Raw genomic sequence first — 22,871 nt, 5'->3', positions numbered from 1 at the left:
TGCATCCTCCTCTTCTCAAAAGTCGCCCCGCCGGATCAGTCAGAGTCATAGACCTTTGCCTTGAAGAGTCCCCTCGGCAGGAAGATCATGACAATGATCAGCAGGAAGAAGGAGACAAAGTCCTTGTAGGTCGTTGTGAGATAGCCTGCCACAAAGGTCTCGATGAATCCTAGCAGCAGCGAGCCCACGATGGCGCCGTACATATTGCCGTAGCCGCCGATGACCGCGCCAGCAAAGCCCTTGTTGCCGATGATGTCGCCCATAGTGGTGCTGACGCCGTAGACCGGCCCCATCAGCGCCCCGATGCCGCCGGCCAGCGCCGCGGCAATGGCCCAGGTGAGTCCCGTCGTCCTGCTGACGTTGATGCCTAGTGAGCTGGCGGCCAGGGGATCCATGGCGGCCGCCCGCATGGAGATGCCGAAGCGGGACTTAGTCATAAACAAGTGTAGCAGGATCATGGCTGCAAAGCCCACCACCATCACCAGAATGGACTCCGGCTGCACATGGGCGCCGAAGATCTCCACAGTGGTGGTAGAGAAGATGGACGGCATCTGCTGGGTCTGGCTGCCCCAGATCGCCTGAGCCAGATTGGGCAGGATAATGGAGACGCCGATGGTGGAGAGCACGATGTAAATGGACGTAGCACCCTTGTTCAACAGGAGCCGGATCAGGAATTTCTCCAGAGCCAGCCCCAGGAGGAACATGATCACCACGGTCAGCAAAAATGCCACTATGAAGGGCATCCCCATATTCTTATAAAATTGTAGGCCCAGAAACGCCCCCAACATCAGGAGTTGTCCCTGTGTAAAGGTCATCAGGCCGGATGCGGAATAAATCAGGCTGTAGCCCAGAGCCAGCATTCCATAGACGCTGCCGATCATCAGAGAGCCGATAATCAAGTTCACAATCATGTATCGTGAGTCCTCCTTTTTCCGTGATTGCGGAAAAGAGCGCCCGCCGCGTACACGCTTCCCATACGGCGGCGGGCGCACCCTGTTCACTTCTTATTGATTGTTAAGATCTGCTAGGAATGTCTCAAAGGGCACGTTTTTGCCGTCCACAATGGCGTACAGGTTACAGCCCTCCAAGCCGTCGCCGCTGCCGTCGGAGTAATCAAACTTTCCGCCAATGCCGGTATAGTCCACATTCAGCAGAGCTTCTCGCAGATCAGGTCCCTCCATGGACTCAGCCGTCTCAAAAACCTTAGCCAGCAGCATCATGGAGTCATAGCCGCGGTAGGCGGTATCGGAGACAGGCATCTCGCCGTACTCCTCCACGAACGCCTCCAGGAAGGCCTTCTCCTCCTCGGTGGCTGCGTCCTCGATGGCATCGGGGATCACATAGCCGCAGGCAAACAGCACGCCATTGGCGGCATCGCTGGCCACTTCCCGCACATCGGTGGCGGCAAAGGTCTCGGAGCCGTAGATGTAGCCCTCATAACCCAGCTGCCGGAGCTGCTTGCACTCAATACCGTAATCCTCTGTGGCGCCGTACAGCAGGATGCCGTCCAGGTCCGCGTTTAAAAGGCGTGTGATCTGACCGGTAAAGTCGGTATCGCCGGCCATATAGTCGGTCTCCAGAACGATTTCAATATCTGTATCCGCCAGTTGCTCTTTGACTTCTGCCCATCCGGTGGTGGCGTACTCTGTAGAGCTGACCATGGTTCCAAGGCGGGTGACGCCCATCCTGGTCATCAGCTCCACAATGCCCGTGTTGAAAGAGGCGGCGTTCTGGGTGCCGCGGAAGACATACTCATAGCCAGCGTTGGTCCAAGTGGGACTGGTGCCGCAGCCAATCTCCAAGACTTGGGCCTGCTCCACGATATCCGCCGTGGCCAGAATGTTGGCGCTGCTCATAGAGCCTATGATGGCGTCCACATTGTCGGTCTGGGTCAGGCGGGTAACCACCTTTACTGCGGTTTCAGCGTTGAATTGGTCATCATAAGCAATGACGCTGAACTGCTTGCCGTTGACGCCGCCGGCCTCGTTCAGCTGCTTGACCGCCAGGTCCACGCCCATCTGCTCCTGGGTGCCCACCAAAGCGGAGGTACCCGTCAGCGGGGTGTACAGGCCGATCTTGATCACGTCGCTCTCCTCGGCCGCGCTGCTGTCACCACCCGTGTCTGCGGTGCCGCTGTCACCGGAAGAGCCGCTGCATCCCACCAGGGAGAATACCAGTATCAGTGCCAGAAGCATAGATAGCATTTTTTTCATGTGAGTTCCTCCTTTTTCATCATCTTCTTTTCCTTGTATCGTTCCGGCAATATTATTTTACTAATATTGCACAACTGTTTATACGTCTATCTTTCTTTTTTTCGTCATTTTTTTCGTTTTTTTCTTCACAATTTGTTGTTTGATTTTGTTAAATTTTTAGCTTTTTATGAAAATCGTAGCTTTTCGCTCTGGATTTTCTCTTTCTCTATTTACCGTAAAACGTTGCTTTTTTATAATAGACGTCAGAGCCATTTTGCTTCGAAAGGAGAGTTGAAAATGAATGTGCGGAAAAAATTCCCAGCAATTTTTCAATATCTACCGCGGTTCACCTCCAGCCTGGCGTCGCAACTGACTGTTATCATTCTCCTGATCTCCTTCCCTACGCTGGTCTTTACACTCTTCACGCTGCGGCAGCAAAGCGCCATGACCCGGGAAGAGCTGGTCGACGGCAGCTTTGACTCCACGGTCCAGATTGCCAATCAGATCAATTCCGAGCTGAAAAGCTATGCCGCCATCTCCAACCTTTTCTATCTGGATGATTCGCTGAACGCCGCGCTTCTGGATTATCGGGACGGCCGGATCACCGCCACCCAGGTCCGACCCCTAATCTATGACATCTCAAACCACTACAACACCGGTATGTCCGGCCGTTCCTTCTCCGTACTTGTAGTGGCTGAGGACGGCACCTCCTTCGGCAATGCGCTGTTCGGCTCCCAAAATTTTCATTTGAACCTTTCCCAGCGAGACTGGTACAGCACGCTGTTCGCCACGACACAGACCCGTCAGCTGTGGGTAAAGGACTCCTATTTGGATTCGCTGTTCTCCACCAACGGATATCCCAACATCTATCTGGTCCGCAAGCTCCATGACCGGCAAGACTGGTCCGATGCAGGGACATTGATCCTCATGATCTCCGAGCTAGAGATCGAACGGATCTATAGCAACTATGTCAGTAATCAGCAGAGCTTGTTTATTCTAGGACGGGATATGCAGATCGTCTCCAGTATCGACAATCTGCAGGTCCGCTCCTTCCCGGAGGATGTTCAGCCTCAGCTGCTGTCCTACTCCGGGTCGTTCTGCCCAGCTGGGCTGGAGCAGGTAGGACTCATCACCTACTATACCATCGGCTCCCCCCAGTGGAAGCTGGTGTACTGCCATGACACCGCCAGCATTCTCCATCCCTTTGAAAGCAGACATTTCCAATACTTGGTGCTGATGGCGGTGTGTCTGGTGGTCAGCGTGATCCTGACGACGCTGGTGGTCCGGCATTATATCTCTCCCATCAAAACTCTTCGGGAGCAGATGGATGAGGTGCAGAAGGGAAATTTGGACTCCCATCTGCCTATCACGGCCAACAATGAGATCGGACAGTTGACTGCTCACTTTAATCTGATGCAGGACAGCATCAATCTTTTGATGCAGCGGCTGGTGGAGGAGAGTGAAGCCAAGCGGAGCGCAGAGATCAAGGCCCTGCAGAGCCAAATTAACCCCCATTTTCTCTACAATACCCTGGCCTCTCTGCGCTTCATGATCTTCTCCGGAGACAAGGAACGGGCAGATAACATCGTGGTCTCCCTAATCCACCTGATGAAAAATGCCCTCTCCAACTCCCAGCGTTTCGTCACCATCGACATGGAGCTGCGGTTGCTGGATGACTATATTCGGATCCAGCAGTACACCTTTGCACATCCCTTTGCCGTGGAGATCGACGTGACGGCAGAAGTCCGCAGATGCTACACCATCAAACTGCTCCTCCAGCCCATTGTGGAAAATGCGATTTTTCATGGACTAAAGCCAAAGGCCGCAAACTGCCTGCTTCAAATCACGGGCCGGTGCGGCGAGGATTGTGTGGACCTGTACATCCGTGACAACGGCGTTGGGTTTGACCCGGGGCAGACCGCACCCAAAACCTCGCCCATCTCCACCGGCATCGGACTTTCCAATGTCAACGAACGCATCCAGCTCTATTTCGGCAAACACTATGGGGCCTATATCACCAGTGTTCCGGGCACCGGCACGGAGGTCCATATCCATCTCCCGAAATTGAAAGAGGAGGAAGATTGCAAGCCCTATGAAGATTCTGATCGTTGAGGACGACACCATGCTGCGGAACTGGCTGTCCATGCTGCTCTCCAGCCTCTCGGACTACCAGCTTCAGATCTATGAGGCCAGCGACGGCCTGGAGGCCCTGGAGGTATGCCAGAAGATGCCTGTGGAACTGGTCATCACAGACATCAAGATGCCCCGGATGGACGGTCTACATCTGATCCAGAAGCTGAAGGAATCGGATCCGGAGATCCGGACTGCCGTGCTCAGCTCCTATGATGATTTCTCCTTTGTCAAGGTGGCCCTGCAGTATGGTGCACTGGACTATATCCTAAAGGCGGAGATGACCGTCAAGGACCTGTCCCAGCTGCTGGACAAGGTGCAAAACGACTTTCAGGTAGAGCACAGCCTGGCCAAGGGAATCTTTCCGGATTTCCGCACCATCTCCGGGGCACAGAAGGCCGTCACGGATTTTCTGGCTGGGCAGCTCTCTCAGAACGCATTGCTGGAAATGCTGAACCTTCCTGCCGATGCGCCGACCACGGCGCTCCTCTTTCTGCACCTACAGGACAAATCTGATGGGGATGTTCCTATTTTTGAAGCCGCAGATATCTGCACCAAGACCCTCTTTTCTGAGAATCTGCATGGTATGGCCATCCCTTACCGAGCGGAGAACTGTCTGCTGTTCTACGGTTGCTCTGACTCTGTCACGGAGTTTCAGCAGATGGAGGCCATCAAGCTCATCAGCCTTATTGAAAATAATTTTCAAAAGTATTTGGACCTTCCCATCCGATTTCACTTCTATCAGTTCTGCCGCCAGGAGGAAGACCTGCGGAAGTGTCTAGATGAGGTTGGAAAGGCTGGCCACCGCTATCAATATTACGGAGCCAATGTGGAATGCGCGGATTCCATGCCCGGCTTCACCCTGTGGAAGGGCAAAATTCAGCGTTTCTTGGAGGCCAATCATCCTCAGGAGGCGGCCTCTGACCTGAAGAACTTCCTCAGCGAGGCACACTGGCTCCACCTGTCCCCGGACATCCTGCGGGCGCATCTGCTGGTCCTGATGAATCTGTTCACCTCGTTTCACGGGCAGAGTCAGGAACAAGGGATCGGGAGCCAACCGGAAGGCCTGCACCCCCTTCTGGTAGATGTCACCCATGCCGAAACCAAAGAGGGCTTGGAGCGAGGCATCAACACCTTTTTGAAGACGTTTTTGCTGACGCTGAACCAGCGGAAGCTGGACTTGTCCCCCGCTATCCGTAGCGCCCTGGCCTATGTGGATGAGCACTATGCTGAAAAAATCTCCCTGGACGGCGTGGTTGAGCATATTTTCATAAATCGCTCTTACTTCTGCCAGCTCTTTAAAAAGGAAGTAGGGCTGACCTTTGGTAACTATGTGGAACATATCCGCATCGAAAATGCCAAGCGTCTGCTGGCCTCCACCAACCTCCCCATCCTGAATGTGGCGGAACAAACCGGATTCAACAATCAGGCCTACTTTACCAAGGTCTTCAAAAAGGCCACCGACATCAGTCCGCTCCAGTACCGGAGGATTCACTTCCAGAAATCTGATAAAAAAGAACTGTGAGAAAAGAGAACCCCCACAAGAGCAAGCATCCCGTCCGGCAATCCGCCGGCTACATTTCCGGGCAAAAGTTTAGTCCCACTTTACGGCCGGAGGCCGAAAGGCAGAGAGAAGGAAACCGTCCCTGTCCGCTGTCGGAATCCAATGCTATGTCAGAGAACAAAACGGCCAGGAATCGGCCCAGGAATTACGCCGTAATGAAACAATAGAAAGACTTCCCTAAGCGACAGAGGCGGTGCTCCTGTATCAGGAGCTTATACATCGAACCAAAGAAAGGCTCATCCCAGCAGCGGAGATCAAGAGGGTGATACTTACCAGATGCATCCCCCCACAGAAAAACACTGCCTGTTTTCCCCTGTGAACCGCTGTGCCCCCCCCCGGCAGGGGAGAGTCGCATCTGTCGTCCCCCTGACTACTTTTGGAACGCTGTGAGCGATTTGTGCAGAAAATGCCCTGTCAAAGGGATAGCCATAAAGGGGACAAAGCATTCCTCACCACCAGATGGAGAGGAAGGACTCCATCTGATGGTGGGGAATTATGATAACAAAGAGTCCTTTCCGGCGCAGTAGCTTTACAAATTTGTACATAGCATCTCCATCAATAGCAACCTTGAATCGGAAGTTTTTTCTCCACTTTTGAGAATTGCCGCCTGTACTGGTGCGGTGTCCGTATTGGGATGGTGATGGTAAACGGTATCGCCATCTTCGCCGCAGACCTCAAATTTGTATACCCCCATCTGGCCATATGTGAAAGCTAAACCAGTCTCCTGGCGCAATGCTGTTCACAATTACGCAGTCCAGGTCGATGACCACATCACAAAAGCCATCCACTGTAATGACTGGGAGTTGAAAATAATCTATGCGATGTATTCCATCCGCTGACTTACGATGATGACCTCTGTAATGGGCAAGCTAGGGATCAAATATACGGTGCTGCAACTCCAGGAGCATTTGAAAAGATTTCATTTCCAATGGATGATAGATTTTTCTGAACCACTGGGCCAAAGCATCAGTGCCTTTTGCGTCCACGATCAAGACCTCTCCTTGTATAACTGATGCCATTATACGACAGATAAGTCTGGCGTATAATGGCGGTGTAAGCGTCAACTGATTTACCGGAACAGCCAATTTTTAGAGATGCTTTGTGGGGGACGAAAAGGAACGCAGGATAAACGCCGGGGTCGCTGGTGACACCTCCGGCCGGTCACAACTGCCCGCAATGCAAGTAGTTACAGCGGTTCCAAGTGTGTCAAAAGTGGGGTCAAAAACAGTCGGCGGGGATCACGTTTGCGGTCATTATCCCCAAAATGCTCCTCCCACAAGAAGAAAATAGGGGGCACGCCCCGGACGGGATCAGTTTATGGGCAGAAAAGAGAAATTTGCCTTCTACCTCTCCCCGGAGAAGAAGGCCATCATGGAGCAGAGATACCAGGAAGACCGGAGCCGAAGCATCACCGCTTTCATCGAGCGGGTGGAACAGGGTGATCTCCGCGTACAGTATCTGATGGGCCAGCTCTATCGGGGTGGTACACTGCTGATTCTAGATAGCCGGAAGGCAAAGCACTGGCTTACCCTGGCAGCAAAGCTGGGATTATCGGAGGCCCAGTACGCTCTGGGAAAACTGCTTTTCTCTGACGATCTCGAAGTCCGCGATCCGGATGAAGGAATCCACTGGTTGAATCAGGCAACGGAGAATAGGAGCCGCTTGGCCGCTTACCGGCTAGGCAAGGAATATCTCAGTGGAGGAGTGCGGTGGATTAGTTCACACAATCGGCAGAGACGGGCAATCAGCATGCTCAGTATATGCTGGGCATGCTGTATCTGACGGGGCTGAGAGTGCCCCGTGACCAGGCCCAGGCGATGATGTGGTTCAGTCGCTCCGTTGCCCAGTGCAACCAGTACGTACAGTTCTCCATCGAACACCAGAACACCCTCCGCCTGGTACCCGTGATGCTGACAGTCACCCGCCTGCCATACCACACGAGCCGGTTCTTTAAGGCTCACTCTCTGCCTCGATCCAGCACCGACCTGCACATCGACCGGAAGCGACGGCAGAAGCTTCAGGCGAAGCGCATCGCCTTAGACCACAAGGCGGACGATCATGAGGAAGCGCAGAACCAGTGCGGTATGGTCATCGGTAGAATGTGATCCCCCCTTCAGGAGTTGCGGCGCATAAAACAATAGGAGCCCTTCCCAAATAGAAGCATTGTACTAATAGTCTTAATTCAAGGTGGCTATTCATCTGCGGTTGTGGTATTGTATGTCGCTGAGAAAGGGCGGCCGTAATATGCAGTGAAAATTATTGGCAAGCGGAAATATCTTCAAACGATCAGACGGCCGCTGGAACGGCGTGGTCTGGTACTCGGACGAGCAGGGAGCGAAAAAGCGAAAGTCCTTTTGCGGCACCATGAAGCAGGAGGTCAAGGAGAAGATCACCGAATACCTCGCTGACTTCGACCGCCAGCTAACAGCCTCAGATGAGTCCAGGGCAAGGCTGGAGGAGAGCATGGGGCGGTGGCTCCGGGTATTCAAATTCCCCTCCGTGGAGCGTGGCACCTACGACCGGCTGGAGTGCACTGCCAAGCATCAGATCTACCTGATCATCGGCGGTAGGGTGGTGGGTGACATCACCTCGGCAGATATCAAAGCCCTGCTGAATCACTGGATGAATGAGGGCTACGCCTACACCACAGTCAAGAAGGTCTACAACATCCTTACCGACTACTTCCGCTATCTGACCCAGCAGGAGTACATCCCGAAGAACCCGATGGCTGCGGCGCCCATGATTAAGAAGTCAGACTTCATGGCCAGCCAGGGCAAGGAGGACCTGCCGACCTCTGAAACGGTGACCATCTTCACCCCGGAGGAGATCGCAAAGTTCAAGGCGGAGGCTGTCAGGGCCTGGGAAAACGGGACGCGCATCTATCAGCAGGCGGCCGCCTATACGCTGATGCTGAACACCAGACTCCGCACAGGGGAAGCCCTCAGACTGCCGAACAGCGACGTTGATCTGGAGAACCGCGTCCTCCACCTCCAGAGGGGCGTGAAGGAGATCTCCCGGCGGGAGGGGAGCAAATCCACCAGCGGCAGAGAGGTAAAGGTCGGCAAACTGAAAACGGCCTCCAGCAAGCGGGATGTACCCCTCAATCAGGTAGCGGTGGATGCTATTCTGGATCTGAGAGCGGAGCGGTACTTCGGAGAGGACAGCCCTCTCATCTCGGATGAACACGGAGGTTATACCCGGCCAGTAAACTTCCGGAAACGATACTACCGCATTCTGGAGGCGGCCGGACTGGAACAGCGGGGGCTCCTCCATACCCTCCGCCACACCTTCGCCACCAATCTGGCCAACGGGGTCAAACAGCCAGATGGAATCATCCGCTCCCTCTCTCCCCAGCAGGTGGCCGACCTCCTCGGCCACTCCACCTCGGAGATCACAGAACTCTACTACGTGAAAAAGGATACCTCCCGCCTGGCAGGAATCACGGCAGGATTCGATCTCTGAGGCACGTAAAAAAGAACTCCCCTGGCCAGCAGATAACTGGTCAGGGGCGCAAAACTTTGATGCTAAAATGATGCTGTAGCAGACGGAAACAGTAAAAACGGATGACGCCAGATACCACATTCAGGGCATCATTTGAGCATCACCCGCGGTCTTTCGAAAATCATTCCCTCAGAAAAGTAACAAAAAACCCCGATTTCTCGGGGTTTTCAGGATAATCAATGGCAGGGGCAGAAGGATTCGAACCCTCGGCACGCGGTTTTGGAGTGGCTGTGGGGAACGACTTCCTATACAATGTTCCCTTACTGTCCCAAACACTTACCACTCCATAGCGGTTCGCTCTTCACAATTTTGATGCTTTATTGATGCTGTCATCCTTTGGAGCAATGTACTTGCCGCACAGGACAGTATATATTCTACTGTTGCGCCGTAGCTTTTGTCAATTCTCTTTTTCAATTTTAGAGATATTTTTTAATATCTCGTTTTTCTTATGTCTGGAGGATATAAGACGTTACAACCAGCATAACCACCTCTGCTGTGGGTCTGGGACTCGCACTTTTCCGGAGCATTATCTGTCGTTTTCAAAACCACCCAGCGGCGCCAACTACTACATCGATGAGGAGTACGATCCGGGCTGGCGGGCCTGTGTGGTCTACCGGAAGAACACCTATTTTTCTGATGCCTGCAGACAGTGCGTTAAGGCGCTGACTAAGATATTTAGTGATTTTGTGCCCTCGATAGATCTGGAGGCCTCGACAAAGAAAATGGGAAACTGATAGTGAGCTTCGCCGGGGGGTTCAGACCGGGTGTGCCAGAGAGCTGGATAATTTGCAAGTGGGGAAAGATGTGCCCGATTCTGAAAAAGCTTCTATGACATAGGCACTATGCCTGGTGCATAGCCCGATTTGACTGTGCAGGAAAATGCCTGTCATATATCTGTGAACAGGTCCAGTAAAACCGGACAATAGACAGAAGGCCCCCTAATGTAGGAAAATAGAACTACATTAGGGGGTCTTAGTATGTCGGGGAAAAAAGATGAAAAAGTATTCGTTGGGGATACGGGAAGAAGTGGTGTCACGAATTCGTGCAGGAGAAAGCCAGCGTGCTTTGTGCCAGGAGTATGGGATCAGTCGGCGGGCCATTCAGTGCTGGCAAAAGGAAGCTGCCCTTCCAAAGACACGAGGACGTAAATCTGCAAAAACGTTGGCGGAGTATAAGTATGAGAACAAACAGTTAAAAATGGAAAATGAACTGCTGTGGGATTTTCTGCGCTCCACAGGAAGGAAGTGAGGCCAAGGGTAAAATACACAGTGATCTGCCGGCACAAGAACGAATATCCGGTATCCGTTATGTGTCGCTTCTTTCAGGTATCCCGCAGCGGATACTATGATTTCGTCCATCGCCTGGGCAGGCCGGAGAAAGATGCAGCCCTTGCAGAAATCATTGCAGAACAGCGAGAGCACAGCTTTCGTACATATGGCTACCGCAGGATGTGGCTGGTGCTGAAAAAGCGAGGCACCCACCGTAATCCCAAGACCATCCTGCGTATCATGGAGAAATACGGATTGCTTGCAGAGATTCGGCGGCGCAGAAAATGGGGCAATCTGGGGCAGCAGGCACATCAATACGAAAACTTGCTGGACCGCCGCTTTCATGCGGATAGGCCCAACAGCAAATGGGTAACGGACATCTCCTACATCCACACCAGGCAGGGCATGCTGTACCTATCCATGATCCGGGACCTCTATGATAACAGCATTGCGGCTTAGAAAACAGGAACGGCACAGACGGTGAATCTGGTGCTGGACACCATTCGTCTGGCCATGAAACGAGAAGAAAAGAAGGTCGCCGCAGAGTTGCAGCTCCACAGCGACCAGGGTGCTCAATACGCCTCTCAAGCATATTTTGAGCTAACTCAAACATACGGCATTACACCGTCCATGTCAAGATGTGGCAACCCTTATGACCATGCGATGGCGGAGAATTTCTTTTCCATCCTCAAGACTGACTGTATTTACCGCCATAAACCAGCCTCATTTCGCGAGGCCAATGAGATGATTGATCGCTACATCGATTTTTACAACCATGAGCGCATTCAGATAAAAACTGGAGTGGCGCCGCTCACACTGCGCCACTCCGCTTAAAACTTCATATTTCACTACATTGAGGCCTTTTTGTGCTGTCCGCACAAGATTGGGCAGTTCATCTGCCCTTATAGGCCTCTTTACCAGCAAAATAAGAATTTACTATGAAAATGATGCAAAGCGGTCTTCTTCTACAGAAGAGGACCGCTTTGCCCATGCCGTGCCGTTTGGAAATAAAAAAGGAAAACGGTGTGCAAAAATGCAATGGCCGGTCGGCAAAAAGAGTATTGGATTTTAAAAAATTTCTATAGTACCCTCAGAGCAGAAAAAGTGGAGGTGAAGAATGATGGAGAATCAGGAGTCCCTTTCGCAAAGGATTGCGAAGTTTGCCCTGTCACTTCAGCTGGCGGACGTGCCGGAGGAAGTTGTGGAATATGGAACGCTACTGCTTACGGATACGTTCGGCGTGGCTATGAGCTGCCAGAACATGGAGCACGCCGCCGCAGTCAAGCGGGCGGTGGAGGCTATGGGAAGTGCGCCGCAGGCCACTTTGTGGGGAACCAATGAGAAGGCGTCCCTGCCTGACGCGGCGCTGTACAATGCATCCCTCATCCACGGGGCGGATTATGATGATACCCATGTGGCCGGAATCGTGCACCCCAGCGCGGCGGTGGTCTCCACGGCCGTAACGGTGGGGGAATATACCCATTCCACAGGTGAGGAGATCCTAGCAGCCATTGTTGCCGGGTGGGAGGTCATCACCCGTCTTGGAATCGCGGCAAAGGGCCGCTTCCACGACCGGGGATTCCATGGTACCGGTGTGGTTGCCGCATACGTTGCTGCCTGTGTGGCGGCAAAGCTGATGGGAGACAGTGAGACGGTGCTGACCAACGCGTTGGGTATCTGCGGCAGCCAGGCGGCGGGTTTGCAGGAGTTCCTGCAAGACGGCACATGGACCAAGAAGATTCATCCTGGCTGGGGTGCCCACAGTGCTGTGTACGCTCTGGCTATGGCCCGGGCAGGCTTTACTGGTCCGGCCCAGGTCTTTGAAGGAGAATTCGGTATGTGGATGACCCACTGCGGCGGGACGGATGGCCTGGAAGAGGCATTTTCCGACCTGGGACAGGTCTGGCACACCAAGGAGATCACCGTCAAGCTGTATCCCGTGTGCCACATGACCCACTCTTTCATCGACTGTATGCGGGCCCTGATGGACGAGAACGGATTCACCGCCAAGGATATCGAATCGGCAGAGTGCCGGATCGAAAGCCGCTGCTATCCCATCGTCTGTACGCCCCGGGAGGTTAAGACCCGTCCCGAGACGGACTATGTCATGCGCTTCAGCCTGCCTTATGTGGTGGCCATAGCGGCGGAAAAGGGCCGGGTGAGCCCGGGAGAGATCGACCTGCGGTATGCCCAGGACCCGGAGGTCCAGGACCTGATGGACCGGATCAGTTGTGTGGAGGACGATACCAAGCGCAACCCAGGATATTTCCCCGGTTACCTCACAGTCAAGCTCAAGGATGGCAGGACCCTGGTCAAGGACCAGCGCTGGGAGATAGGCACGGAGCAGAATCCTTTGAATGTTCAGGCGGTGCGCCGAAAGTTCACGGACAATCTCTCTGCCCTTTACAGTGACCAGCAGATCCAGACCCTTTTGGATCAGGTGAAGCAGTTGCGGGTCCTTCCCGGTGCGGAAGGGCTGATCGCCGCGTTGCATCGGTAAACAGTGATCTTATTTATTTTTAGATAGGGTGGTATGGAATATGGAACAAACACTGGTTGAAAAAATCATCAGCAAAAACATGGGCTACGATGTAAAGGCCGGGGAGACCGTGGTGGTCAACGTGGCTTTTGCCGCGCTGCATGACGGCTCCGGTCCGCTGCTGGTCCGCCTGATGCAGGAGCGTCATTATGACAAGGACCCTGTCTTTGACCCTAGCAAGGTCCTCTTTGCCAATGAGTTCGGACCGGAGTCCACCAAGGAGGTGGCCAACGAACACGCCCTTTGCCGCCGCTATGCCCTGGAGCATGGCTGCCACTGGGAAGAAGGCGGTACGGGCCATGTGCACGCCCATGTCTATGAGAACTTCCTCAAGTGCGGCACGGTGTGCATCGTGGGCGATTCCCACACCACGGTCCACGGTGCCTACGGCTGCTTTGCCACCGGCTGCGGCTCCACCGACATGGTGGCGGTGACCCGGTTCGGCAAGACCTGGATCAAGGTGCCTGAGACCTTCCGCATCAATGTCACCGGGCAGCTGCCCAAGGGTGTCTATGCCAAGGACATCATGCTGAACCTGGCAGGCATTATCAAGTCCGACCAGGCGATTTACAAGTCCCTGGAATTCCGGGGAGACACCATTTCCTCCCTCTCTATGGAAGGCCGCCTGACCATCACTAGCATGGGCGTGGACGTAGGCGCCAAGAACGCCATCATGGAAACTGATGAGCACACCCGGGAGTACCTGAAGAAGTTCGGCCGGGAAGAGGACTATGTGGAGATCAAGGGCGACGAGGATGCCAACTACGAGCGGGTCATCGACATTGACGCCACCAAGCTGCAGCCCATGGTCTCCAAGCCCCACTATGTGGAGAATGTGGATCTGGCCAAAAACTGCCGCGATCAGCATGTGGAGATGATCTACATCGGCAGCTGCACTAACGGACGGGTGGAGGACCTCCATGTGGCGGCGGACATCCTCCGGGGCAAGAAGGTGGCCAAGGGAACCCGTCTGCTAGTGATCCCCAACTCCTCCTACGTGTTCAAAGAGTGCCTGCGGGACGGCACCCTGCTGACCCTGGCGGAGGCCGGCGCCATGATCGAGGCCCCCAACTGCGGCCCCTGCATGGGCGTCCACCAGGGCATCCCCGCGGACAATGAGGTGGTGGTGGCCACTCAGAACCGCAACTTCAAGGGCCGCATGGGCAACCCCACCGCCAGCATTTACCTGTCCAGCCCCGCCACGGCGGCGGCCACGGCACTGACGGGATACATCACGGACCCCCGGGAAGTCATGGACTGAAAATTGGAAGGAGATGCAGGTATGATCAGAGATTCTATTCAAGGAAGAGCCTGGAAGTTTGGCTCCAATGTCAGCACGGATTCCATTGCCCCCGGCCGGCTGATTTCCCTTCGGGCAAATCCACCCGAGTATGCCAAGCACGTGCTGGAGGACAACCGCCCCGACTTTGTCCAGGGCGTGAAGAAGGATGACTTCATTGTGGCGGACCGCAATTTCGGCTGCGGCTCCAGCCGCGAGATCGCCCCCATCATCATCAAGCTGGCCGGCGTGGGCGCGGTGCTGTCCAAGTCCTTCGGCCGGATCTTCTACCGCAACGCCATCAACAACGGCATGCTGCTGATCGAGTGCGACACCGACCGGATCGACGAGGGCGATGAGCTGTTCGTGGATGTGAAGAACCGGGTCATCAAAAAGGTCAACGACCCGGACTTTGAGATGCCTTTCACCCTGTCCGAAAAGGAGATCAAGATCATCAACGAGGGCGGTCTGCTGAACTACATCGAAAAGTACAACTCTCTGGATATCTGAGATATGGGAGAGGAATTGAGAGCACTTGCCCGCTTCGTAGGGGAGCTGCGGCTGGAAACCGTTCCTGACGATGTGGTGCGGGCAGCCCGGTTCTGTGTTCTGGATACGCTGGGATCGGCCCTGGGTGCCACCCGCTCCCGGGAGATCCGGGCGATCACCGCGGAGCTGGAGGACTGGTCAGGGGTGGGAAAAAACCATCGCCTGGCCAGCGCCTGGGGCCAGGGCACCCGGACCAGCCTCAATAATGCGGTGCTGGTGAACGGAATGCTGTCCCATGAGCTGGAGCTGGATGACGTTCACACTGCCTCCAAGTCCCACGTGGGTGCGGTGGTAGTGCCTGCCGCCTGGACCGTGGCGGATGCCATGGACCTGGGAGGTAAGGAACTGCTGGAGGCAGTGATTGCAGGCTATGAGGTCATGGGCCGGGTGGGACGGGCTATGGACGTGGCCAGCAACCGTAAGCGGGGCTGGCATACCACCGGCGTCATCGGTACGTTCGGAGCAGCGGCCGCCGCTGCAAAGCTGTGGGGATTGACGGAGCAGGAAACGGTGAACACCTTCGGCATTGCCGGTACCCAGTCCAGCGGACTGTGGGCCTTCCTGGCGGAGGGCACCACCTGCAAAAAACTCCATCCCGCCCGAGCGGCTTTGAACGGCGTTACCGCCTGCCTGTTGGTCAAAAGCGGCATGACAGGAGCGGAGCACATTCTGGACGCGGCGGATGGCGGACTCTACCAAGCTGTCAGCGACCGCTATGATATGGCCCGACTGGTGGAAGGCCTGGGTGAGGGCTACGAGATCATGAAAGTGGACAAAAAGCCCTATCCCTGCTGCCGGACCACTCACCACGCCATCGACGGCGCCTTGCAGCTGCGGGAAGAAGGCGTACTGCCGGAGCAGATCGCCTCCGTGCTGGTGGAGACCTATGAGGTGGGTGTGCTGCAGTGCGGCTTCCCGGAGTATCCCCGCAGCCCTGTGGAGGCAAAATTCAGCATTCCCTTCACCTGTGCCGCCGCTTTCGTGCGGGGCCATGTGGGTCTTTCTGAGTTTTCCGCTGAGGTGCTGGAGGACCCCCAGGTACAGCGCATTGCCCAGGTCACCATTGTACGGGAGGCACCGCTGTTTTCCCAGCGGTATCCCAGCCGGTGGGGCAGCTGTGTCACTGTGACGCTGACAGACGGCACCACCTGGGTTTGCCAGGTGGACGACATGTCCGGAAGTGTGGCAAAACCGCTGACTGCCCGCCAGGAGGAGGAAAAATTCCGCTCCCTGGCCCAGGTGTGGGACAGCAGTTGCGTGGAGGAACTTCTGGGCACTGTGATGCATCTGGAGCAGCAGGAGCGCCTGCCGGATCTGAGTGGAACCAAGTGAACACAAAGGGAAAAGCCTTTCCCGCAAGGGTGGGCTTTTCCCTTTATCAAACGAAAACAGGGAGCGTTGCCATGAAAGAGTACACCAAAGAACTGATGGAGTTTGTTCTGTCCCTGCGCTATGAGGACCTTCCGCCTGAGGCGGTGGAGCTGGCCAAGCGTCACTTCCTAGATTGTGTGGGCTCTGCCCTGGTGGAGGCAGCTCACCCCAGAAGCGAGATCCTGCGGCAGTATTTTGACGCTATCGGCGCCCAGGGGGATTGCCGGGTCCTGGGCTATGGACGCCGGGTTAGCGTGGAGAATGCCGCCTTTGCCAACGGCATTTTGGCTCATACCATCTGCTTTGACGATTCCGGTCCTTCCCATCCGTCGGTGACGGTGGTGCCGGGATTGCTGGCTCTGGGCGAAAAATACGGCTTTTCCGGCAAGGAGATCCTGACGGCCCAGGTCATGGGCTATGAGATCTTCCAGCGGCTCAACGCCGTGACGGAGGAGGCCTGGGAGATGCGCAAGCGGGGCTGGCATCCCACCGGCTTTTTCGGCGCGGTAGCCGGGGCGGCCCAGGCGTCCAAGCTGCTGGGCCTGGATGTGGAGGCATCCCAGAGGGCGCTGGGCATCGCAGCCACCCTGGGCGGCGGTCTGAGCCAGAACATCGGCAATATGGGCATGGGGCTCCATGCAGGCAACGCCAGCCGCAACGGCGTCACCGCCGCTCTTTTGAGCCGGGAGGGCTTTACGGCAGACCCACAGCCTCTGGAAGGGCGGTTCGGGCTGATGGACGCCCTCTGCGGTCCGGGGACCTACGATATTTCCAAGCTGACGGAGGATCTGGGCAGACCGCTGCGGCTGCTGGACCCGGGCATCACCATCAAGCCCTATCCCAACTGCTGGGCACATCACAAGGTGCTCCAGGCGGTGCTGGAGCTGAAAAGTGAGCATGGTATCCGGCCAGAGGATGTGGTCCACGTGTATGTGGATCTCCAGATGGACAAGCCCACCTACCGCTACCGCATTCCCAAGACGGATCTGGAGGCCCGATACAGCCTCTCCTATGGCATCGCGGCGGCGCTTGTGGACGGAGAGCTGACCCTGGAGCAGTATACAGACCAGAGCCTGCACAGCGCCGACTATGCCGCCATGATGGAGCGGATCGTGGATGTACCGGCAGAGGGATCCGCGCAACAGAACGTGGCGATCGAGCTGCGGGATGGTTCCCGGCTGGAAAAGTGGGTCCGCTACTCCAAGGGACACCCGCTCCACGCCCCCCTGACGCTGGAGGAAGTGTGCAGGAAGTACCGCACCTGCGCGGGACGTATACTGCCGCCAGAGCAGGTAGAGGCTTCCATGGAGGCAATCTTGCATTTGGAAGAGGCCGGAGACCTGCGCACCGTCATGGACCTGCTGGTAGCCGCCTCATGACAGATACGCTGATCTGGCTTTGCGTCACGGTGGCCATCGGCGTGGCGGGCAGTGTACTGCTCTACCGGCTGGGATTGCCGGCAGGAGCCATGGTGGGCGCCATCGTTTTTGTGGGAGCCTTTCAGGTCCTCACGGGGCTAGGATGGTTTCCCAAGGTGGTAAAAACGGGGGTCCAGGCCCTGGTGGGAGGCTTTATCGGCCAGCGGATCGGCCGTGAGGATGTGCGGGAACTGCGCACAGTTCTGCGGCCCGCGCTGCTGCTCTTCGGCGGCATTGTGATCATGAGTGTGGGCACCGGCCTCTTCATCTGCCGCGTCTCGCCGGTGGACACCGCCACGGCGATCCTCTCCTCCATGCCGGGCGGCATGACGGATGTGGCGCTGATGGCGCCGGACGTGGGCGCGGACCCGGCCCGGTCCACGGCGCTCCAGCTGGTGCGCTATCTCATCGCCATCCTCATTCTGCCCCAGGTAAATGTGCAGCTGTGCAGAAAATACGCGCCGGAATCCATTGGCTGTCCGCCGGAAAAGCGGGCATCGGCCCGGACGGGGAAAAATTTCCTTGTGACGCTGGCTATTGCCGCGGTGAGCGGCATTTTGGGCAAGCTCAGCCATTTTCCGGCGGGTGCCATGGTGTTTCCCATGTTTGCCGTAGCGACGTTCAATGTGCGCACGGGAAATGCCTGGCTGCCGAAACGGCTGAAGCTGACAGCCCAATGCCTGGCCGGCGTCAACATCGGCGTTACCATCACCCTGGCGGAGCTGCTGACTTTCCGGGAGCTTTTGCTACCGGCCGCGGCAGTGGCGGTCAACTGTGTCATGGTGAATTACCTGCTGGGGTTTCTGATCCACAAGACCTGCGGGCTGGATCTGCCCACCAGTCTCTTTGCCTCCGTCCCGGCGGGCATGTCGGATATGGCCCTGGTGTCGCTGGAACAGGGAGGCGACGCCCCCAAGGTGGCAGTGCTCCAGCTGGTGCGGTATCTGTGCGTCATGGCGTTTATGCCGAGCCTGACCAAAATACTGGCCGCCTGAAAAAACCGCCCCGGCAGAGAAACTCTGCCGGGGCGGAATGTGATTCTTGGCTGATTAGACCTTGAATTTTTCCAACATCAGGCTGCGCAGCTGACTGGCAGCATGGGAGAGAGGATACTTGTCCAGTGTGGCGATGCCGATGATCCACTCCGCGTCCAGCTCGGGCGGGAGGTGATAGTGGAGGAGCCGATTTTCGCCCGTGATGGTACAGCTTTCCGGGACCAGCGCATAGGCCAGACCGTTGTAAGCCAACAGAGCGGCAGTGACACTGTTGAGGGTCTGAAAGACGATTTTGACATCCAGGGAGAGGGTCTTGAAGATCCGTTCGCTGACGGACCGGCTTTTCTGATTGGGAAAGCCCAGAATGAACTGTTTTTTTGAAAAAGCATCCAGCTGTACGATCCATTTCCCGTCCTGCCGGCAACTGTGGGCCTGGGCGAAGGGGTCCCCCTTTGGGGCCACCAGTACCAGCTGCTCCGCCATCAGGGGCTCAAAGGAGATGCCCGATGCCGAGTGAGGCTGCCCGACTACGGCAAAGTCCAGACGCTGATTCATCAGGCCGATGGAAATGTCGGCGGTGCTGAGCTCAAAAAGCTGCACGGAAATGCCGGGATAACGGCGGTGGAATTCCGGAAGCACATCCGGAAGGACCCGCTGGGCGCGGTTGGCTCCCATTCCGATACTGACAGAGCCCTGATAGACTCCATCCTCCGCAAGATCGAAGGAGAGGTCCTCCTCCACGTTCAGAATCTCCCGGGCGTATCGCAGGCAGATATCTCCGGTGTATGTGGGGACCACGCCGTCCGGCGCGGCGATAAACAGCGGCGCACCCAATTCCTCCTCCAGCCGCTTGATATTCCGGGTGACGGAGGACCGGCTGACGCCCAGACGCTCCGCCGCCTTCTGGGCGGAACCGCACGCGGCATAGGTCACGGCGTAGCGAAGCAGAGATGTATTCATAAAAAGACCTCCGGCATTGACGCAATGCACTCCCGCATGGCCCGGATCAATTCCAGGCTGGACTTGGGAAGGAGCGCATTTCTGGGATATGCCACCATCAGGGTCCATCCGGCGTTCCACTCCGCGGGAAACCGGAAATACACCACAGGATAACTGCCGGCGAAAAAGCTGGCAAAGCTTCTGGGGATAAAGGTTGCGCCCAGCCCCCGGGCCGTCATGCCCAGCGCGGTCATGAGGTTGGAGGTGGTGTATTGGATCTTCGGCTTGATGCCGGCGGTCAAACAGATGCCATCGGCAACCTGGCGGATCCGTTGGCTGGTCGAGAGCATGACCAGCTTCTGCCTGGCCAGGATTTTGGGGGTAATGACGGGGAATTCACCGCTGGCGGCAACATGTTCTTTGCTGAAAACCGGGACGGCCAGATAAAATTCCTCCCGATACAGCGCATCGTAGCCCAGGCGGTAATCACTGACCGGACTGTGGAGAACGGCCAGATCGATCTGCCCGTTGAGAATCATCTGCTCTAGCTGGGCGGAGGTGTTTTCCACCACAGACAGCTTCATTTCGGGAAACCGCTTATGGTACTGGGACAAAAAAGAGGGCAGAAGGATCCCGCCCTGAAAAGGTGTGATGCCCAGGCTCATCTGCCCCCGCATCCGGGCGGATGTCTCCCCGACCTCCTGCTGCATCTTCTGGTAGAGGTCGGCCATTTGGCCGGCGGCAGAAAGATAGATACGCCCGGCCTCTGTTAGGCGCAGGCCACCCTGACCCCGCAAAAACAGCTCCACCCCCCATTCGGCTTCGATGCGGTGGAGCGCCTGGGTCAGGGATGGCTGAGAGATAAAAAGCTTTTCCGATGCCTTTGTGACGCTGCTGCACTGAGCGATGGTGGAGATATAGAGAATTTCTTTATCGGTCACAGTGCCTCCTTGCCTTGAAAGGCTCGACTGACGGTTTGTAAAACAGCAAATGTACTTAAAGGCAGTATAGCATTTTTAACAGGACAGCGCAAGAAGTTATTGGGGAGGCTGTGCAAAAAAGCTATGGGAGGGGCGAAATATAAGTATTTGAATCGAAAAAAGAAGGCTCATATAATAGGACTATCAAAAGTAAAGCAAACAGATGTAAACGGCGTAGATACAGTGTCAGGAGATCAGACAGAACAAAGTTCATCCCCTCTGTAATACGCCATATTTTTTTGAAAATTTTCAGAAAAAACAAACCTTTCATACAAATTACAAGGAGAATGTGTATGGTTTACGATTTTGACGAGATCATTGACCGCCACAACACCGCGTCCTCCAAGTGGGACAACGTGGGGCCGCGGGTTGGCAATCCCGACGCGCTGCCCATGTGGGTGGCCGACACGGATTTCCGTTGTCCGCAGCCTGTGGTGGACGCGGTCATGAAGAGGGCTGCCCATCCAGTTTATGGATACCCCTTTGTCACCCCGGACTTCAAGAAGGCCACGGTGGATTGGGTGGAAAAGCACCACGGCTGGAAAATGGACCCGGAATGGCTGGTGTTTACCACCGGCATCGTGCCGGTGTTCAACACCATGATCCAGGCGCTTTCCCAGGAGGGAGATCACATCATCATTTCCCGTCCGGTCTATCATCCCTTCGGATTTGCCATCGATGACAACCGCCGCGTCATCAGCGACAACAGTCTGATCTATGAAAACGGCTGTTACACCATCGACTTTGAGGACCTGCGGCGCAGAGCCGAGGACCCCCGGGCAAAGCTGATGATCATCTCCAACCCCCATAACCCTGTGGGACGGGTCTGGACGGAGGAAGAGCTAACAGAGATGTCAAGAATCTGCGCAGACAACGGTGTGGTCGTCATCTGCGACGAGATCCACTCCGATCTGATGCTTTACGGTCACAAGCACATCCCTATGGGTATGCTGGGTGACGAGAAGATGCGCAACAATGTCATCACCTGCTACGCCCCCTCCAAAACCTTCAACTGCGCGGGACTGCGGGGCTCTGCCGTGGTGGTACCCAACCCGGAGCTGCGAAAGCTGCTGAACGAGCGGTTTAAAATGAACCGCAGCATCCAGCAGAACATTTTCGCGGTGCCGGCTCTGGTAGCGGCTTATACCCAGTGCGAGGACTATCTGGAGCAGCTTCTGGTGTACCTGGAAAAGAATGTGGATTTCCTGCGGACGTACCTGAAAGAGAAGATGCCCAAGATCAAGCTGGTGGAGCCGGAGGCGACCTATCTCATGTGGCTGGACTGCTCGGAGCTGGGGATCAGCGGCGACGAGCTGGCGAATTTTCTGATTCAGGACTGCAAGGTGGCTGTCAGCCGGGGCGACGGCTTCGGCCAGGAGGGCAAAAATTTCATCCGACTGAACATCGGCTGCTCCACGGCAGTGCTCAAGCAGGGGCTGGATCAGATTTTCCAGCAGTATCAAAAGCGTTTTGCCTGAAGCGCGGAAGGAGAAAGGAGGCGGCGTTCGTTGCCAGTGGTTTCAGTAGGAGAAAAGTTTCCGGATCTGCAGTTTGAGACATACGCGGGGAAAACGCTGCGGGTTTCGGAAGTGGTCGCGCAAAAGAAACACACCCTGTTTTGGGTGATGCGGTTTATCGGATGCCGGTTTTGCCAGTATGATCTGGACGAGCTGGCGAAGGTTTACGGCAGCTTTGAGGCCAGGGATGCGCAGGTTTTCGCGGTGCTGCAAAGCAGCAGGAATTCCATCACCGGCCTGAAAGGGCAGATGCAGGTCCCCTTCGATGTAGTCTGCGATACGGCCCATGCCTTTTATAAGGCACTGGATGTTCGTGCAGCCGCCAGCAAGGAGGCACGGACACCCACAGAGCCGGAGGACCTGCGCCGATTTCAGGACAAGCAGGCGGCGGTGGCGGCCTGCAACTACCAGCGCCAGACAGGCGAGGGCGAGGCGCAGCAGCTCCCCGCGCTGTTTATCGTGGATTCGGATGGCGTGATCGAATATGCCCACTACGGGGTCCACAGTATCGATATTCCCAGCCTGGGTGAGATGCTCCGTCTGCTGGATACATGGGCTAAGGGTAGCAACTGTGTAACTGTATAAAAAAGAGAGATTCTCTTTTGATAACAAAAAATGGAGGGTTAAAC

Annotated in this window: 19 protein-coding genes and 1 pseudogene; 16 read left to right on the top strand and 4 right to left on the bottom strand. The window is 55.8% G+C overall.

What is annotated here, in order from left to right; genetic code table 11:
• Window positions 1-35 precede the first annotated feature (35 nt).
• Together HMPREF1546_RS12825 and HMPREF1546_RS12820 are read right to left on the bottom strand one after the other, a co-directional pair.
• Window positions 36-911: a branched-chain amino acid ABC transporter permease gene (locus HMPREF1546_RS12825; RefSeq protein WP_021750027.1), complete on the bottom strand. Its 876-nt coding sequence runs from the start codon at window positions 909-911 to the stop codon at window positions 36-38.
• A 93-nt stretch (window positions 912-1,004) separates the two neighbouring features.
• Window positions 1,005-2,213 (bottom strand): ABC transporter substrate-binding protein, encoded by a 1,209-nt coding sequence (locus HMPREF1546_RS12820; protein ID WP_021750028.1) that lies wholly within the window; start codon window positions 2,211-2,213, stop codon window positions 1,005-1,007.
• Between the two features lie 276 nt (window positions 2,214-2,489).
• On the opposite strand from HMPREF1546_RS12820, the gene HMPREF1546_RS12815 reads away from it, so the two are divergent.
• From HMPREF1546_RS12815 to HMPREF1546_RS12755, 14 genes are all read left to right on the top strand, one after another.
• Complete coding sequence (locus tag HMPREF1546_RS12815; protein ID WP_036630725.1) at window positions 2,490-4,304, top strand: sensor histidine kinase; 1,815 nt, start codon at window positions 2,490-2,492, stop codon at window positions 4,302-4,304.
• A complete protein-coding gene (locus HMPREF1546_RS12810) occupies window positions 4,285-5,847 on the top strand; it encodes a response regulator (RefSeq protein WP_021750030.1) in 1,563 nt (520 codons plus the stop codon). Before HMPREF1546_RS12815 ends, HMPREF1546_RS12810 begins: the two co-directional genes overlap by 20 nt.
• 1,356 nt (window positions 5,848-7,203) lie before the next feature.
• The gene (locus HMPREF1546_RS12805; RefSeq protein ID WP_021750034.1) at window positions 7,204-7,668 is read left to right on the top strand and encodes a tetratricopeptide repeat protein; all 465 of its coding nucleotides are present in this window, start codon (window positions 7,204-7,206) and stop codon (window positions 7,666-7,668) included.
• Entirely contained in the window at window positions 7,647-7,991 is a 345-nt protein-coding gene (locus HMPREF1546_RS12800) for an SEL1-like repeat protein (protein ID WP_021750035.1), read from the top strand. The genes HMPREF1546_RS12805 and HMPREF1546_RS12800 overlap by 22 nt, the downstream gene beginning before the upstream one ends.
• A gap of 154 nt (window positions 7,992-8,145) precedes the next feature.
• Window positions 8,146-9,348: a site-specific integrase gene (locus tag HMPREF1546_RS12795; protein ID WP_036630727.1), complete on the top strand. Its 1,203-nt coding sequence runs from the start codon at window positions 8,146-8,148 to the stop codon at window positions 9,346-9,348.
• 1,032 nt (window positions 9,349-10,380) lie between these two features.
• Window positions 10,381-10,635, top strand: coding sequence for a helix-turn-helix domain-containing protein (locus HMPREF1546_RS12790; RefSeq protein ID WP_021750038.1), 255 nt, complete (start codon window positions 10,381-10,383; stop codon window positions 10,633-10,635).
• 59 nt (window positions 10,636-10,694) lie between these two features.
• On the top strand, window positions 10,695-11,114 hold the full coding sequence (locus tag HMPREF1546_RS18925; RefSeq protein ID WP_021750039.1) for an IS3 family transposase: 420 nt from the start codon (window positions 10,695-10,697) through the stop codon (window positions 11,112-11,114).
• A 21-nt stretch (window positions 11,115-11,135) separates the two neighbouring features.
• Window positions 11,136-11,489, top strand: a complete 354-nt coding sequence (locus HMPREF1546_RS18920; RefSeq protein WP_021750040.1) for an integrase core domain-containing protein — start codon at window positions 11,136-11,138, stop codon at window positions 11,487-11,489.
• A 283-nt stretch (window positions 11,490-11,772) separates the two neighbouring features.
• Entirely contained in the window at window positions 11,773-13,155 is a 1,383-nt protein-coding gene (locus tag HMPREF1546_RS12780; RefSeq protein WP_021750042.1) for an MmgE/PrpD family protein, read from the top strand.
• Between the two features lie 40 nt (window positions 13,156-13,195).
• Window positions 13,196-14,455, top strand: coding sequence for an aconitase/3-isopropylmalate dehydratase large subunit family protein (locus HMPREF1546_RS12775; protein WP_021750043.1), 1,260 nt, complete (start codon window positions 13,196-13,198; stop codon window positions 14,453-14,455).
• A 21-nt stretch (window positions 14,456-14,476) separates the two neighbouring features.
• Window positions 14,477-14,983: a 3-isopropylmalate dehydratase small subunit gene (locus HMPREF1546_RS12770; protein ID WP_021750044.1), complete on the top strand. Its 507-nt coding sequence runs from the start codon at window positions 14,477-14,479 to the stop codon at window positions 14,981-14,983.
• Window positions 14,984-14,986: 3 nt separating this feature from the next.
• Window positions 14,987-16,354, top strand: coding sequence for an MmgE/PrpD family protein (locus HMPREF1546_RS12765; protein ID WP_021750045.1), 1,368 nt, complete (start codon window positions 14,987-14,989; stop codon window positions 16,352-16,354).
• Window positions 16,355-16,425: 71 nt separating this feature from the next.
• Window positions 16,426-17,772, top strand: coding sequence for an MmgE/PrpD family protein (locus HMPREF1546_RS12760; RefSeq protein ID WP_036630731.1), 1,347 nt, complete (start codon window positions 16,426-16,428; stop codon window positions 17,770-17,772).
• A complete protein-coding gene (locus HMPREF1546_RS12755; protein WP_021750047.1) occupies window positions 17,769-18,806 on the top strand; it encodes an AbrB family transcriptional regulator in 1,038 nt (345 codons plus the stop codon). The genes HMPREF1546_RS12760 and HMPREF1546_RS12755 overlap by 4 nt, the downstream gene beginning before the upstream one ends.
• Before the next feature lie 54 nt (window positions 18,807-18,860).
• On the opposite strand, the gene HMPREF1546_RS12750 is transcribed toward HMPREF1546_RS12755, so the two are convergent.
• A complete protein-coding gene (locus HMPREF1546_RS12750; RefSeq protein WP_021750048.1) occupies window positions 18,861-19,766 on the bottom strand; it encodes a LysR family transcriptional regulator in 906 nt (301 codons plus the stop codon).
• Complete coding sequence (locus HMPREF1546_RS12745) at window positions 19,763-20,686, bottom strand: LysR family transcriptional regulator (protein ID WP_021750049.1); 924 nt, start codon at window positions 20,684-20,686, stop codon at window positions 19,763-19,765. The genes HMPREF1546_RS12750 and HMPREF1546_RS12745 overlap by 4 nt, the downstream gene beginning before the upstream one ends.
• Before the next feature lie 332 nt (window positions 20,687-21,018).
• Here HMPREF1546_RS12745 and HMPREF1546_RS12740 point away from each other — a divergent pair, with 332 nt between their 5' ends.
• Together HMPREF1546_RS12740 and HMPREF1546_RS12735 are read left to right on the top strand one after the other, a co-directional pair.
• Complete coding sequence (locus tag HMPREF1546_RS12740; protein ID WP_021750051.1) at window positions 21,019-22,203, top strand: MalY/PatB family protein; 1,185 nt, start codon at window positions 21,019-21,021, stop codon at window positions 22,201-22,203.
• 27 nt (window positions 22,204-22,230) lie between these two features.
• Window positions 22,231-22,827, top strand: a pseudogene (locus HMPREF1546_RS12735) (redoxin domain-containing protein); the annotation flags it as partial.
• Between the last annotated feature and the right edge of the window lie 44 nt (window positions 22,828-22,871).

The organism is Oscillibacter sp. KLE 1745 (genome assembly GCF_000469445.2).
In the GTDB taxonomy this organism is placed as follows: Bacteria; Bacillota; Clostridia; order Oscillospirales; family Oscillospiraceae; genus Oscillibacter; species Oscillibacter welbionis.
The sequence above is the reverse complement of the archived record's forward strand: the minus strand, read 5'-3'. Positions and strand labels throughout refer to the sequence as shown.